16 protein-coding genes and 1 tRNA gene are annotated in these 14,247 nt (G+C 68.7%); 11 read left to right on the forward strand and 6 right to left on the reverse strand.

All coding sequences use genetic code 11. The features are described 5' to 3' along the window. Nucleotides 1-37 precede the first annotated feature (37 nt). From B4V04_RS03580 to B4V04_RS03615, 8 genes are all read left to right on the forward strand, one after another. Nucleotides 38-469 carry an EamA family transporter gene (locus B4V04_RS03580; protein WP_144799049.1) on the forward strand — a complete coding sequence of 144 codons (432 nt, stop codon included), beginning with the start codon at nucleotides 38-40 and terminating at the stop codon, nucleotides 467-469. A gap of 102 nt (nucleotides 470-571) precedes the next feature. After that, complete coding sequence (locus B4V04_RS03585) at nucleotides 572-2,074, forward strand: MATE family efflux transporter (protein ID WP_498229234.1); 1,503 nt, start codon at nucleotides 572-574, stop codon at nucleotides 2,072-2,074. An 84-nt stretch (nucleotides 2,075-2,158) separates the two neighbouring features. Further along, on the forward strand, nucleotides 2,159-3,169 hold the full coding sequence (locus B4V04_RS03590) for a class I SAM-dependent methyltransferase (protein WP_498229236.1): 1,011 nt from the start codon (nucleotides 2,159-2,161) through the stop codon (nucleotides 3,167-3,169). A gap of 114 nt (nucleotides 3,170-3,283) precedes the next feature. After that, complete coding sequence (locus B4V04_RS03595; RefSeq protein ID WP_498229238.1) at nucleotides 3,284-3,505, forward strand: hypothetical protein; 222 nt, start codon at nucleotides 3,284-3,286, stop codon at nucleotides 3,503-3,505. Continuing rightward, nucleotides 3,492-3,881 (forward strand): peptide ABC transporter ATP-binding protein, encoded by a 390-nt coding sequence (locus tag B4V04_RS03600; protein ID WP_498229240.1) that lies wholly within the window; start codon nucleotides 3,492-3,494, stop codon nucleotides 3,879-3,881. The genes B4V04_RS03595 and B4V04_RS03600 overlap by 14 nt, the downstream gene beginning before the upstream one ends. 599 nt (nucleotides 3,882-4,480) lie before the next feature. Beyond that, nucleotides 4,481-4,553 (forward strand) — tRNA-Thr (locus tag B4V04_RS03605). Nucleotides 4,554-4,975: 422 nt separating this feature from the next. Further along, nucleotides 4,976-5,671: a hypothetical protein gene (locus B4V04_RS03610; RefSeq protein WP_498229242.1), complete on the forward strand. Its 696-nt coding sequence runs from the start codon at nucleotides 4,976-4,978 to the stop codon at nucleotides 5,669-5,671. Next, on the forward strand, nucleotides 5,671-6,918 hold the full coding sequence (locus B4V04_RS03615; protein ID WP_498229244.1) for a DCC1-like thiol-disulfide oxidoreductase family protein: 1,248 nt from the start codon (nucleotides 5,671-5,673) through the stop codon (nucleotides 6,916-6,918). Before B4V04_RS03610 ends, B4V04_RS03615 begins: the two co-directional genes overlap by 1 nt. On the opposite strand, the gene B4V04_RS03620 is transcribed toward B4V04_RS03615, so the two are convergent. After that, a complete protein-coding gene (locus B4V04_RS03620; protein ID WP_498229246.1) occupies nucleotides 6,919-7,122 on the reverse strand; it encodes a hypothetical protein in 204 nt (67 codons plus the stop codon). It abuts the gene before it with no gap. A gap of 227 nt (nucleotides 7,123-7,349) precedes the next feature. Here B4V04_RS03620 and B4V04_RS03625 point away from each other — a divergent pair, with 227 nt between their 5' ends. Further along, nucleotides 7,350-7,481, forward strand: a complete 132-nt coding sequence (locus B4V04_RS03625) for a rubrerythrin-like domain-containing protein (RefSeq protein ID WP_498229248.1) — start codon at nucleotides 7,350-7,352, stop codon at nucleotides 7,479-7,481. Nucleotides 7,482-7,552: 71 nt separating this feature from the next. On the opposite strand, the gene B4V04_RS03630 is transcribed toward B4V04_RS03625, so the two are convergent. From B4V04_RS03630 to proS, 3 genes are all read right to left on the reverse strand, one after another. After that, the gene (locus B4V04_RS03630; RefSeq protein WP_498229250.1) at nucleotides 7,553-8,749 is read right to left on the reverse strand and encodes a DUF7345 domain-containing protein; all 1,197 of its coding nucleotides are present in this window, start codon (nucleotides 8,747-8,749) and stop codon (nucleotides 7,553-7,555) included. 143 nt (nucleotides 8,750-8,892) lie between these two features. Then, nucleotides 8,893-9,972 (reverse strand): DUF7096 domain-containing protein, encoded by a 1,080-nt coding sequence (locus B4V04_RS03635; protein WP_498229252.1) that lies wholly within the window; start codon nucleotides 9,970-9,972, stop codon nucleotides 8,893-8,895. Between the two features lie 126 nt (nucleotides 9,973-10,098). Then, complete coding sequence (gene proS, locus B4V04_RS03640) at nucleotides 10,099-11,574, reverse strand: proline--tRNA ligase (protein WP_498229254.1); 1,476 nt, start codon at nucleotides 11,572-11,574, stop codon at nucleotides 10,099-10,101. A gap of 175 nt (nucleotides 11,575-11,749) precedes the next feature. Between proS and B4V04_RS03645 the strand changes: the two genes are divergently transcribed. Continuing rightward, nucleotides 11,750-12,352, forward strand: coding sequence for an NUDIX hydrolase (locus B4V04_RS03645; RefSeq protein ID WP_144799057.1), 603 nt, complete (start codon nucleotides 11,750-11,752; stop codon nucleotides 12,350-12,352). A 55-nt stretch (nucleotides 12,353-12,407) separates the two neighbouring features. After that, the gene (locus B4V04_RS03650; RefSeq protein WP_498229256.1) at nucleotides 12,408-12,755 is read left to right on the forward strand and encodes a DUF7522 family protein; all 348 of its coding nucleotides are present in this window, start codon (nucleotides 12,408-12,410) and stop codon (nucleotides 12,753-12,755) included. Between the two features lie 33 nt (nucleotides 12,756-12,788). On the opposite strand, the gene B4V04_RS03655 is transcribed toward B4V04_RS03650, so the two are convergent. Further along, nucleotides 12,789-13,295: a DUF371 domain-containing protein gene (locus B4V04_RS03655; protein ID WP_498229258.1), complete on the reverse strand. Its 507-nt coding sequence runs from the start codon at nucleotides 13,293-13,295 to the stop codon at nucleotides 12,789-12,791. Nucleotides 13,296-13,367: 72 nt separating this feature from the next. Beyond that, complete coding sequence (locus tag B4V04_RS03660) at nucleotides 13,368-14,198, reverse strand: amidohydrolase family protein (RefSeq protein ID WP_498229260.1); 831 nt, start codon at nucleotides 14,196-14,198, stop codon at nucleotides 13,368-13,370. Nucleotides 14,199-14,247 lie beyond the last annotated feature (49 nt).

The following is a 14,247-nucleotide window of genomic DNA, read 5'->3' on the forward strand; positions in this document are numbered from 1 at the left end:
TCGGTGGGCACTAGTTCGAGCCGACCGACCGGTCGGTATGGACGCCACCTACCTCCCCTACGCGCTCCTCGCGATGGGCGCGTACGCGCTCGTCTCGCCGCTGATGCGGGTCGCGACCACGGGACCGGACGCGGTCCCGAGCGACGTCGCCGTCGTGATCTCCAACACCCTGCTCATCTGCATGGCCGTCGGCGTGCTCGCGTACACCGGTCAGGGGTTCGCGGTCCACCTTGGCTCGCCGAAGATCCTCCACGTGCTCGCGGCCGGGGTGTTCCTCGGAATCGGCATCCTGGCGCTGTACCGCTCGCTCGCGTTAGGGCCGGTGAGCGTCGTGACGCCCATTTTCGCGATGTTCCTCGTCTTCTCGTCGGTGATCGGCTTCCTCTTCCTCGGCGAATCGTTCACGGCCCGCAAGGCGCTCGGGATCGTCCTCGCCGCGGCGTCGGTGTACCTCGTATCGGGCGCCTGAGGCCGGCTCGCCTTCGACGCCCCGCGTCCGTCTCCCGATCCGGAAACGACCGCCGCGTGACGAAATCCCTTTAGCGCCGACCGGGAAAGGGGCGTACCCGCAGTGGTCCGCCTCCCGAACCCCTTCCGCGCGCTCATCCTGTACATCGGCTTCGCCCTCGCGAGGGCGGGGCTGATCGACCGCCACCGGGTGGTCCGGACGACGGACCTCGCGTGGCCGCGGATCGTCACGGGGATCGCCCGGATGTCGAAGAACGCCGTCGACGTCGCGATGGTCGGCGTCGCGGTCGGCACCAGCGCGGTCGCCGGCGTCGGCTTCGCCGGCCCGTACTGGGGGCTCTCGTTCGCGCTGGGCGGCGGCGTCGCCGGCGGTACCATCGCCTTGGTATCCCAGCGCTACGGCGCCGAGGCGTACGTCGAACTCGGCGACGCGGTGCGGTCGAGCGTGCTCTTGGCCGTCGCGATCACCGTTCCCGTCAGCGCGGCGTTCTGGCTGTACGCGCCGGCGTTCATCGACGTCCTGAGCAGCAACGAGGCCGCGATCGCGCTGGGGGCCGACTACCTCCGGATCGTCGGCCTCGGCGTGCCGTTCGCCGCGCTCAACCTCGTCGGGAGCCGCGTGCTCGTCGGCTGCGACGACGCCTACACCGCGATGCAGGTCCGGGCCGGCGGCGCGGTCGCGAACGTCGTCCTCAGCGCGCTGTTCATCTTCGGCTTCGGCTGGGGGGTCGAGGGCGCCGCGGTCGGCACCGTCCTCTCGAACGTCCTCGCCGTCGCCGGCTTCACCGTCGGGATCGTCCGTGGCAGCGCCCCGCTGATCGGCGAGTTCCCGGTCGCCATCGACCCGTTCGGCTCCTACCTGAACCCGAAGATGCTCCGCGACCTCGTCGAGATCGGGCTCCCGGTGGGCGCGCGCAACCTCGTGTGGACGGCCGCGGAGTTCCCGATGTTGGCCATCCTCGACGTGTTCGGCGAGAACACCGTCGCCGCGTTCGTCATCGCCCGGCGCATCTGGGGGATCATGAACACGCCCGGCTGGGGGTTCGGCCTCGCCTCCTCCAGCCTCGTCGGGCAGGAACTGGGCGTGGAGGACCCCGGCGAGGCGGAGGCGTACGCCCGCGACATCATCCGCTTCTCCGTGGCGACGTACGTCGTCTCCGCCGCGCTGATCGCCGTCTTCGCGACCGACATCGTGACGCTGTTCGCGGAGAGCCCGCAGAGTCCGGAGGTCCCCATCGCCGTGAACCTCGTGTACGCCGCCTGCGTCGCCGTCGTGTTCCAGGGCGTCTCGGGCGGGGCGGCGGGGCCGCTCGACGCCGCCGGCGACACGAAGATCCCCTTCGCGAGCCAGTTCCTCGGGATGTTCTGCGTCTCGATCCCGCTCGCGTACGTCGGCGCCAACGACGCGACGCCCGCGATAGACGTGCCCCTGACCGGGCTCACGGTCCCGGAGGTCGCGCTCCCCGCGATCGGGCTGTGGGGCCTCTACCTGGCGTTCCTCGCGGAGACGACGATCCCCGCCGCGATCAACTACTGGCGGTTCCGCTCTGGGAAGTGGAAGGGGATAAGCGAGGCGTACCGGCCCGAGGCGTCCGCGGACGACTGAGGACCGTCGCCGCCGCGGTCGGCCGACCGGGGCCCGACGATCGAAAGCGTCAGCGTTTATGGCTCGCTCCGCCTTTCGGAACCAATGAGCGTTCCCTGCGTCGCCGTCGAGCGCGAGCGCGGCGAGGCCGTCCGCGAGCGCCTCGCCGAGGCGGGCGTCCTCGACGGCGACCACGAGATCGCGGTCGACGGCGACGCGATCTACATCCCGGTCATCGACCCCGACGCCGTCCCCGCCGACCTCGACGCGAGGATCGTCGAGCGCGACGCCGCCGAGCGCGACCGCCCGCGGACGCCGGCAGACATACTCGGGTACGAGCCCTCGCTGGAGCGGCTCGGCGACATCGTCATCGTCGACGAGGACGACGACGAGCGCGCCCGCGAGATCGCCGACGCGGTGATGGCCTCCGACGTGCCCTGCGAGACGGTGCTCAACCGCGCCTCGCCGATCGAGGGCGAGCTCCGCGTCCGCCGGTGGGACGTGCTGGCCGGGAACGGCACGGAGACGGTCCACCGCGAGTACGGCCACGAGTTCCTGCTCGACGTCGCCGAGGTGTACTTCTCGCCGCGGCTCGCCACCGAGCGCCACCGCGTGGTCGAGCAGGTCGAACCGGGCGAGGCCGCGATCGACATGTTCGCCGGCGTGGGCCCCTACGCGGTGCCATTAGCGTCCCGCGGCGCCGACGTGGTCGCCTGCGACCTCAACGAGCGGGCCGTCGCGTACCTCCGCGAGAACGCGGCCCGGAACGGGGTCGCCGACCGCGTGACCGCGATCGCGGGGGACGTGCGCGACCTCGTCGGCGGCGGGGACGGAGACGCGATCGACTACGCCGACACGGCCGACCGGCTCGTGATGAACCTCCCGCACTCCGCCGACGAATTCCTCGACACCGCCGTCGCGCTGGCCGGCGACGACTGCGTGGTCCACTACTACGACATCCAACACGAGGACGACCCGTTCGGCCCCGGAACGCGGGCGATCCGCGAGGCGGCCGGCGACGAGTACGCGGTCGCCGTCGAGACCGAGCGCGTCGTCAGGTCGTACGCGCCCCACGAGTACAACGTCTGTCTCGACGTCAGGCTGACGCGGACCTGAGGGCAGGTCGCTCCGTCCCGTGCGGCGTCGTTCGCGACTCACCGTCCGGGAATCGCTCGACATTCGTTTCAGTTAGGTAACGGGTTTATACCACTGCGGCGCTTGGTAACACACATGAGTGACGCCGCAGATCCGGAAGAGCGCATCGACGAGACGACGACGTGGCCCGACCTCGCCATCGGCCTCTACGACAGACTGACCGGGCGCAACGCGGAGATCGTCTACGAGTTCGAGGACATGAGCGTCGACGTTCCCAGCGGCACCGGCGACGACGTCGAGCACGCCAACTGGCGGCTCGACGGCACCGTGCGGGTCACGACCCGTGAACGGGACTGACGCGAGGGCGCCGCTCTCGGTCGTCACGGAGGACCTGACGCTCACCGTCGACGGCGTCGACCTCGACGTCCGCTCGACGGGCGAGCGCCTGTTCGTCGAGGTGCCGACCGTCCGCGACGCGTTCCGCGTCGTCCGGGGGCTGCCGGAGAACGCCGACGCCCGCGGCCCCGCCGCGCTGTTGACCGCGACGGACCTCACGACAGAGATCCGGGTCCGCGGTCGGACGGTCGCGGTGATAGGCGCGGACGCGCGCCCGGGGCGCCTCTCCCGCGAGCTCGGCGTCGCGCCGGCGGAGGTGCGGATCGCGGGCGCTCTCGGGGCCGGCGCGAGCGGTCTCTCGGCGGTCGCGAGCGAGCCGCGGCGGCTCTTCGCGTAGGGGCGCGGCGAGCCGTCGGACGAGCGCCGGCGCTCGCCGAGTGGCTCTCGCACCGGTGACCGCCGACGGGATCGAGTGTACGGATCGACAGCGCGACAGCCGTCCCGCCCGGGAACGAGCGGGCCGGGACGGCACGGCCCGTCACATGACAAGAGACCACGGCCGGTGGAGCGTCGGGGCCAGAGGCGATTTCGCGCTTGGCACGTCGGAGACGTGGATCACACGGCGGCCGCGGTGGATCGCTGATAGTGGTGACCGCCACGTCGAATCGTCGTGGGGATGCGACCGACGGGACTACCGACGCCCGGCACGGGCTTCGACCGGGCACGCACCGTCGAGGGGGTCGACCCCGCCGTCGCGGTGCGACCACACTACAGTGGAAGTTCAAACAAGTATTTATGTTTTATCCTTATATAATTGTGATTTACACCGAGTAAACAGACGTATCTGATACGTAAATCCGATATTATGAAACGTATGGATATCAGTAGATCTCGTGTGCGTGATCCGCCGATTTCGAGGGACGGCCGCGCGGTCGCGCCCCGCGCCGTCGTCGTTTCGGAACCCTTATTTTGCCGTTCGGGAATTGTTAGACGCGCGCCGGAGTAGCTCAGCTGGCAGAGCGATTCCTTCGTAAGGAATAGGTCGAGGGTTCAAATCCCTCCTCCGGCTTCGAAATTCGGTTGAAGGTTCTCCCTGTTTTTTATTCGTTTCCGCGAGGTCGCTCTCACGCCGTCTGGAACCCGGTTTATTACCGCGGGGACGCGCTCTGAGACCGTTTGAGACCGAGCCGCGTGATTCTGACCTTTCGAACTCAGCCGATACGTCTCGATAAGGCGACTATATCAGATTACTCATAATCTGATTCCCACAGATATCAATCACCCTATGATACCGGCGGAACGCCGTTAAACGGGGACTAAGGCCGACGATCGCGGCTTTCGCTCACCGGTATCGGCTCGCGAAAGACCCGTTACATCCTTTCTCTGGGTCTGGAAATACTCATGTTCGTATCACTCTTTTTCACGCGAATTATAACGCTGATAACAATGACTGCATCCATATCTCACATATTTATGAGTCGATCAGTCGTGATGTCCATCACAACGCTAATCGAGTTCCTTCGTCCGTACGCGGATTTGATCCTCCCATCGGTGTTTTGTGGGTTCGTTTTCGTGAGTGCGCTGGCAATTCTATTCAATGACCGCCGATACGTTAGGGAATCGTACGTGGCGGGCTTTCTCGTCGTCCTTCTGCTGTTCCAAACGGTCATGCCGATCACGATCCCGCCATTGATGAACTGGCACAAATTTTCGGAGCCGAAACCGATGGAGTCGACCGACTACGAAATTCGTGTCGTCGACGCGAGCGGACAGGAAATCAAAATCGACGAAAAGGCCACGTTAGCGCACGACGGTATTTATCCGCTGCCGGCGGAGCGGTTGATTTCGAACGACTCAAACGAAACGAATCAGGAAATTGCTCAGTGGTTGCTCAGTCGGACAAATCAGTATCGCACGGAGGTAGAGCGTGGACACCCGACTCGGGGAACGATACCGGCCGACGCCTGGAACCACACCCGTCGCCTGTACCGCTTCCCGGCCCACAGTTCCGGCGGGTGGACCGCGGAGGAACTGAGTGAGTACTCCGAGTTCGTCGGTATCCGTGTCTATCGGGTCCGAACGAAGACCTCCGCCGACGGGACGGCCATCGTCTCACGGTCCGAAGAGTTGGTCAAGGAACTCTACCCGAATCGAAGCTCGGATAACACGACGAGGGTGATTGAGTAATGTTCGTCAACTACGCGGCGGACTCCGAACGCGATTCCCCCGTAAATCTCGCAACGGCCCGGGGGATCCTCGGTCTCTGGCTCGTCTGGAAGACGGCCATGTACGACTGGCCGCTCTTTCTTTCGGTTCCCTACTACCAGACCCCGGAGTTCGCTTGGGCCGTTCCGCCGGTCGCGCCCGGGCTGATCCTGACCGTCGAAAAGTGGCTCCTGATCGGTCTCCTCGTCGGGTTCGTTGTCGGATACCGAGTTCGATTCACGGCGGCCGTGAGTGCATTTCTGCTGGCTCACCTTGGAACGGTTCGAGCAACGCAGGTCGGCAGCGGGGAGACGGAATCGCTCTTCATTGGCGTCTACCTTCTGGTCCTGTTCGGGCTGTTCCACGAGTCGAACGTCCTAACCGTCGATTTCCTCCGAAGAACGAAACGCGAATCGCTCGAGACGCTCAGACGCCATCTCGAATCCGACACGGCCTCCCAGAGAATGCCTGCGCTCAAGTGGGGACTCGTCGTCATCGCGCTCATTTACTTCGGAGCCGGATTCGACAAGGTGTTCCACGACGGGATCCTGAATCCGAGCCTCGGATTCGCGACCGCCGAGAACCTCGCTCGAATCGTTACCACGTACCGGCCGGACGGTCCGCTAAAGTTCCTCGCGGAGTACCCGCTTCTCATGCGGACCGGGGGAATCGGAACACTCGTGTTGGAGCTCGGGTTCCTCGTCGCGGTTCTCGCGAAGCTCAGTGTCACCCCGATAATACTGGGGCTGGTGTCGTTCACCGCCGCTAATCGGGTGTTGCTCGGGATTCACTTCGTCGACGTGTATTTCATTCTGCTCTTGTTCGCGGCGTGGGACGTCGGATTCGAACGTCTCGTCAGGGACCGAGAGATGACGGTCGTATTCGACGACCGATGCCGCGCCTGTATGCGTGCTCTCATCCCGTTTGCGATTCTGGACGTCTCGGACGCGATCGATTTCCGCCCTCGAACGGAGGTTCCTGATCGGCACACGCAGCGGACCGGCGTCGATTCGTCTCGCGGCGTCCTCGTGTTCAGAGACGGCGACCGGTACGAGGGATACGAGGCGGTTCGCAGGCTTCTCGATCAGTATCGGTTTTTCGCTCCCCTCGTCTGGATCACGGGCCTTCCGTTCGTCGAACGCTTCGTCGCTCGGGCGTACCGACGCGTCGCGCAAGACCACGGTCGAAGCGGCGAGTCGACTCGTCGGGACGGCACGGACAGTTCCTGATCAGCTCCGCCGTTCGGTGATCCGCGCCACCGCGACGCCTGCGGCGACGAGCATGACGCCGATGAGCGCGTTCAACGCGAGTCCGATCGATTCGCCGGCGGCCGCGTTCGCGACCCCGACGTACACGAAGAACGCGGCGACCGCGGCGTGGAGGGCGAAGACGCCGGTCGGCGCGTTCGCCCCGAGGGTGAAGCCGATCTCCATACCGATCGTACGCCGATTCCGGTGAAAAATGACTGGGTCCCGGAACGCTCGTCCCACCGCTCCGACTGGTCGCGGCGATCCGCGATCGGCTCGCAGACGGGGCGTCAACGCCGAATGTGCTTCCGCCTCGAATCTGATCGTTCGTCTACCCATTCGGGGATCGGATCCCGTATTCTATAAAGAATAATAGGCTCGAGGTTATGTTACTCGCCACCAAAATCCGTAATATGCGACCACAATCAGAGATCGAGAGACAGGAACTGTACGAGTGTTTCGAATGCGGAGCGCGCACGGACTCCGGCGGCACGTGCGAGTGCGGCGGCGACCTCAAACACCTCGGTCGGTCGCGGGACCTCTGACGCGGGTCGAGCGCCGGTAGCGGGTCGGTCCGCCCGCCGGAGCGCCGGTGCGGGAGCGACGGTCCGACGCGTCACTCGTCTTCGTCGGTGTCGCCGGCGGCGTCGCCCTCGCCGGCCGCGTCGTACCCGGGCAGGGAGAGCACGTTCTCGCGGCCGAGCCGGAACCCGTCGAGGTCGCCCTCGTCGCGGAGGCCCGTCACGACCTGGCTCGTCTTGGCGGCGGTCCAGTCCAGCTCCTCGGCGACCCGCTTCTGTTTCATCCGGCCGCCGTTCGCCTCGACGAGACGGATCACCTGCTCCTCGTTGCTCAACAGGTCCTCGTCGACCGGGGGCGCCGTCCCCTCGGCGCCCTCGTCCGCGTCGGTCTCCGAGTCACCGTCCTCGGCGTCCGAGTCACCTGTCGCGGCGACGGCGCCCGCTTCGGTCGCGCCCGCGTCGACCGTTCCGTCGCCGTCCGCCGACCCTTCGGTCCCGGCGGCTGCGTCGGCTTCGGTCGCCTCCGCCGTCGCCGCCGTCGTCCCGCCCGCGTCTAACGCTCTCCACGGGCGCCGTCGGTAACCGATCGCAGCGACGACCGCCACCGCGAGTACCCCGAGCGCGACGAGCGGGAGCGGTCCGGCCGCGAGCCCCTCCGGCTCGACGGTCACGCGAGGCTCTCCCTCCGTGAAGTCGACCGGACCCTCCCAGACGACGGCGTCGTCGCGGGTCTCCGTCGGCGACGGAGACGCCTCGCCGAGCCGGTAGCCGTCGGGCCACGAGACGATGAGCGACGAGCTCTCGTCGAGGAACAGCGCGTCGACGGCGTCTCCGACGAGGAGGCGGTCGTCCTCGACCGCCGCGAAGTTGCTCCATTCGAACCGGTACGTCAGGACGCCGTACGACTGCGGGAGCTCGCGCCGCTCGGCGGTCACCGTGACGTTCGTGACGTTCATCTCGCGGCCCGTCGCGTTCTCGGCGGCGGTCGCCGTCGTGCGCATCCGCTCGCCGAACCGACTCGTGTACGCGTCCGGGTTCGACTCCACGTCCGCGCGGAGCTCCTCGAAGGCCTGCCGCTCGTCGTCGCTCGCGAGGCGGACCCGGTACTGCGTCTCCCAGACCGCGTCGCCGTCGGGTTCGACGTTGACCTCGATCAGGACGTCGTCCGGGCTGACGTCCATCTGGTCGAACCCCCCGGGAGGGAGGCCCGCACCGCTCTGGGCGGCCCCGACCGACGCGAGGCCGGCGCTGGCGACGAGCGCGACGACGAGAAGGAGTACCGTTCGCTGCACGGACGGATAGTTACGAGGCACGGATAAATCGCTTCCCATCTCCGAAGCGAGATCGGGAACGGATCGAGCGGCTCAGCGAGCGTCCGAAGCGACCGCTTCGGTCCGTCTCGGTCGCCTCGTATCGCAGTCGGAGCCGTGGCGACCTATCCATCGACGCCGCCGACGATTTCCCGGACGAAGTCGACGCCGCCCGTTAGCGGTCCGACGAGGCGCTCCGCGACGGCGTCGACCGCGCCCGCGGCGTTGGCGCCGGGGACGGAGTCGCCACCGGCGCCGCGGTCGTCACCGGCGCCGGGCGGGGACGGATCGTCGCGCGGAGGCGTCGCGTTCTCCCCGTCTGCGCCGTCACCTCGGTCGCCGTCGCCTCCCTGACCGGCACCGTCGCTCGGGTTCGCCGAACCGTCCGTCGGGGTCCCGACCGCGTTCGTCGAGCCGTCGGTCGCGTTCGTTCCGTTGCCGTCGGCGCCCGCCTCGCCGCCGCGGTCGGACGGTCCGTCACCGGCCGGCCTCCCGCCGACTCCGGGAGCGCCGCCGCCCCCATCACCGGCTCCCGGGCCGGTTCCGGACCCCGGACCCGCGTCCGCCGGCGGTCCGCGTCGATCGGACGCCAGCGGACCGCCCACGTCGTTGCCGGCGACGCCGCGGGCGATCGCCGCGATCTCCGGGCCGCTCGCCTCGCCCGCCCGCTCGCGGAGCTCGCCGAGGCGTTCCTCGTTCAGGCCGCGGTCCGCCCTGACCGACTCGGGCAGCCCGCGAGCGACGTCGGCGCTCCGGTTCGCCTCGCGTTTGATCGTCTCGGCCCGGGCGCCCGTCTCGGCCATCCGGGCGGCGAACTCGCCGCGCGTCAGCTCGCCGGCCTCGCGGCGCTCGCGGAGCTCCCGCTGGCGTCGCTCGATCTCGGCCAGCCGCTCCTCGGTTCGATTCAACCGCTCCGCGACCAGGTCGGCGCGCTCCTCGGGGGTCTCCGTCCGGTTGAGCCCGACCTCGAACGCCCGCGAATCGACCTCGCCGGCGATCTCGGCCCGCTGGACTCCGATCACGCCGGAGAGGCGCTCACCGGGGCTGATCTCCGTCCCGTTCGCCGTCTCGTTGCCCTCGCTCGTCTCGTTCGTCGCAGCCGGGTCGTCCTGCGCGACGGCCGTCCCGACGGGGCCGGCCGCGGCGATCCCGGCGACGCCGACCAGCGCGACCACGACGACGAGGAGCGCGATACCTCGTTTCATCACCAGACGGTAGGCGACGTATCCGTATATAAACCGATCTCCGTTAAGTCGGATCAACGCGGATTAAACGCGGTACTGCGGCGGGGTGGCAGCGACCGGCGCGCCCCCGTCGCAGTCGACGTCGACTCAGTACGACTTCGCGAAGTAGGCGGTCCGTTCCGCGTCCTCGCCGCAGATCGCGCACGCCTCGTCGCCGTCGCCGTCGGCGAGGGGATCGTCGTCCTCGAACGGCACCATCACGATCTCGGCCGCCATCGGCTCTTTGATCGGCTCCTCGCACTCCTCGTCGCCGCACCACGGCGCCTTCACGTAGCCGCCGTGCTGGCCGAGCGTCCCGAGGATCCCGGCGCGGTCGTCGGCCTCGCGGACCTCGCCGTCGAGCGTCCCCTCGGCGGCCGCGTACAGCTTCGCGTAGATCTCGTCGAGGTGGTCGCGGACGGTCTCGGCGACGCCCTCGCGCTCCTCGACGAGGCTCTCCCCGTCGGGCCGGTGGACGAGCGTCAGCTCGCCGTCCTCGACCTCGTGGGGGCCGATCTCGATCCGGAGCGGGATCCCGTTGAGCTCGTGCTCGTTGAACTTGAAGCCGGGATTACGCTCGTCGCGGTCGTCGAGCTCGACTCGGACCCCGGCCTCGTCGAGGTCGTCGGCGACGCCCTCGGCGTACTCGAGCACGTCGTCTTTGGTGTCCTCCTGCCAGATCGGGACGACGACGACCTGCTCGGGGGCGACGCCCGGCGGGAGCACGAGCCCCTGCTCGTCGGAGTGGGTCATGATCAGCGCGCCGAGCGCGCGCCACGAGAGCCCCCACGAGGTCGTGTGCGCGAGCCGCTCCTCCTCGTCCTCGTCGGAGAAGGTGATGTCGAACGCCTCTGCGAACGACTGCCCGAGGTGGTGGGAGGTGCCGGCCTGCACCGACTTCCCGTCGGGCATCAGCGCCTCGACGGTGGTCGTCGTGTCCGCACCGGGGAACTTGTCGTGGTCGGGCTTCTGCCCCTTCAGGACGGGCAGCGCCAGCAGGTCCTCGTAGACGGACTCGTACTGGTCGAGCCGCGTCATCGTCTCCGCCCACGCGTCCTCGCTCGTCGCGTGCGCGGTGTGGCCCTCCTGCCAGAGGAACTCTTTCGTGCGGAAGAACGGCTTCGTCTCCGTCGCCTCCCAGCGCACGACCGAGCACCACTGGTTCACGCGCAGCGGGAGGTCGCGGTGGCTCCGCACCCACTGGGAGATGTACGGCGTGATGATCGACTCGGAGGTGGGCCGGACCGCGAGCCGCTCTTCGAGCTCCTTCGTGCCCGCCTCGGTCACCCACGCGACCTCGGGGTCGAACCCCTCGACGATGTCCTTCTCGCGCTCGAGGTACGACTCGGGGATGAAGAGGGGGAAGTAGGCGTTCTGAACGCCGGTGTCCTTGAACTTCGCGTCGAGGAACCCCTGCAGGCGCTCCCAGACGGCGTACGCGCGCGGCCGGGTGACGATGAACCCGCTCATCCCTTCCGGGCCGTAGTCGGCCAGCCCCGCCTTCTGTACGACCTCGGCGTACCACTCGCCCGTGTTGTGAGACTTGGACTCGGTGATGCCGAGCTCCTGGTCGTCGTCGCTCATTGTCGTGTGAAGGGTCGGTCGCGGGCTTAAAACGTCCGAAGCCGCGCGAGTCGCTCGGACGCGGCCGCGCGGGGCCGACGCCGGACGGGACCCCGGTCGCCGGCCTCGCCCGCGCTCGTTTCAGATCGCAGGAACGCAGAGAAACGTTAACCCCTTCCGGGCGCCTACCGCCGGTATGGACCTGTCGGGGCTGCGTCGGTACACGCCCGAGGAAGTGACCCGGGCGCGCCGCGAGGCGGCGGTGCTGGCGCCCGTCGTCGAGCGCGGCGGCGAGGCCCACCTGCTGTTCACGAAGCGCGCGGCCCACCTCGGGGAACACCCCGGCCAGATGAGCTTCCCGGGCGGCGGCCGCGAACCGATCGACCGGACCCTGACCGACACCGCCCTCCGCGAGGCCCGCGAGGAGGTCGGCATGCGGCCCGACGAGGTCGACGTCGTCGGACGGCTCGACGACACGCGGAGCTCCTCCGCCTACCGGATCCGACCGTTCGTCGGCGTCGCGCCCGACCGCGAGTACGTCCCCGACGAGTCGGAGGTGGCGGAGGTCGCGGTCCTCCCCGTGAGCGGGCTGACCGACCCCGCGAACTACGAGTCGGAGCGCCGCCTCGGCCACCCGGAGTACGGCGACCACCGGGTCCACTTCTTCCACGTCGGCGGCTACACCGTCTGGGGCGTGACCGGCCGGATGGTCGTCCAACTGCTGGAACGGACGACCGACTGGCGCGCCCCCGAGGAGGTCGATCGGGAGGTCGGAGCGGACGCGGAGCTCCCGATCTGAGAGCGGACCGGTCCCGAACGAGCGTTTTTAATACGTACCAGCAAAATCCGCCGGCGTGTCCGATCTCGTCGAGACGCTCCGCGGCGTCGACGGCGCCGAGGCGCGCGTGATAGCCTCCCTCGGCTCCCTCGATTTTACGATCGAGTACATTCGAGCGGAGCTCGAATCGCGGTACTCCGACCGGGACCTCGAGTCCGCGTATCGGCTGATCATAGCGAACCAGGTCACCGGCGACGAGTTCAGGGAGCTCATCGGCGAGGAGTTCGAGGCACAGACCCTCTTCTTCGAGGACGTCGTCGTGCTCGTGTTGCCCTCGGCGCGCTACGAGGCTGTCTTCGCGTCGTTCGACCGCGAGGACCCGTTCCCGATCACCGATCTCATCGACGCCGCCGGTCGGCTCTAGCCGGAGCGGACGGGAAGCCCCCCGCCCGCCGTCTCACTCCGTCGGTTCGACCTCCAGCCGCAGCGCGACCGGCGCGCCCCCTGCGAGCGCGGCGACGAGGTCGCGGTCGAGGTCGGCGGCCGCGCCGTCGCCGTCGACGAGGATCGTGCGCTCGTCGTCGGTGTAGTCGCTCGTCCGCCCGACCATCGAGCGCTCGTCGAGGAGCGCGAGACCGGGGTCCCCGCGCCCGACGATCCGGTCGACGTACGCGGGGTCCGCGAGGTCGACCGCCTCGTCGTCCGGTTCCCCGACGGCGATCGTCGCGGCGATCGCCGCGTCCGCGTCCCGGCACGCCTCCCGGAACGCCGTCGAGAAGTCGCGGGGCGCGCGATCGGCCGCGACGCCGACGATGCAGTCGCCGGCGGGCGTGAGCCAGTCGTCGGTCGTGAGCTCGAAGGTGCTCGCGTGCTCGGCGGTGACGTGTTCGTGGCCGGTCGCGCGGACGACCTCGACGAGTGGGTCGCGGTCGACGTCGTCGATCTCGCTCTCGGCGTCGCTCATGCTCGTCGAGTCGGTGGCGACGGGACAAGTGAGCGTCGTTTCGGGCGTCCGCCGCCTGAGGCGGTCGCCGCCTCAGGCGTCCGCGCCCTCCGCGAGCGCGGGGATCAGCCGGGCGGGGTTCTTCGCCAGCACGCGGCGCATCAGGTCCTCCGAGACGTCGAGGGTGAGCACCTCCATCACGCCGACGTTCGGGTGGACGTCGGGCGCGCCGGAGCCGAAGAGGACGCGGTCCGGGTGCTCCAACACGCCGCGCTCGAGGACCTCCCGGTAGCGCACGGCGCTCGTGTCGACGTAGAGCCGGTCGTGCTCGTCGAGCAGGTCGAGCGTCTCGTTCATCAGGTCGGCGTCGAGGGGGTAGCCGCCGAAGCTCGCGAGGACGAGCGGGAGGTCGTAGCCGAGCAGCTCGCGCTCGACCGCCTCGGGCGGGAACTCCCTGCCCGCGTGGACGATGAGCGGGAGGTCGGCCGCCTCCAGCCGTCCCAACACGTCCTCGTTCGGGAGGCCGTCGACGTGGGGGACGAGCGTGAACCCGTGGAACCGGTCGTCGTAGGAGTACTGCTCGACGTCGTCCGGCCTGGCGTGGTGGTCGTCGCGCTCGGCGCGGAGGTTCCGGACCGCCGCGATCGGGCCGTCGCCCGGGTCTCGCGGACCGTTGAGCCGGGCGAACGCGACGAACGGTCGGTCGATCGAGAGCCGCGCGACCGCGTTGTTCGCCCGGAGGTAGCTCCGCCCGGGGGCGCGTCGGCCGGGGCTCGCGACCGCGCGCACGACGCCCGCCTGCAGCATCTCGCGCTCCAGCCGCTCGGGGGAGATGTCCCGGCCGTGCGTGGCGACCGAGGACTCGTCGGGGTCGAGCGTCGCGCGGGTGTCGACGATCCGGAAGTCGTGTTCCAGCCCGAGCATCTACCCGTCCGTCTCGGGGGACCCGCATGTGCCTGTCGGTCTCACGCGC

This window comes from Halorubrum sp. B52 (genome assembly GCF_059752555.1).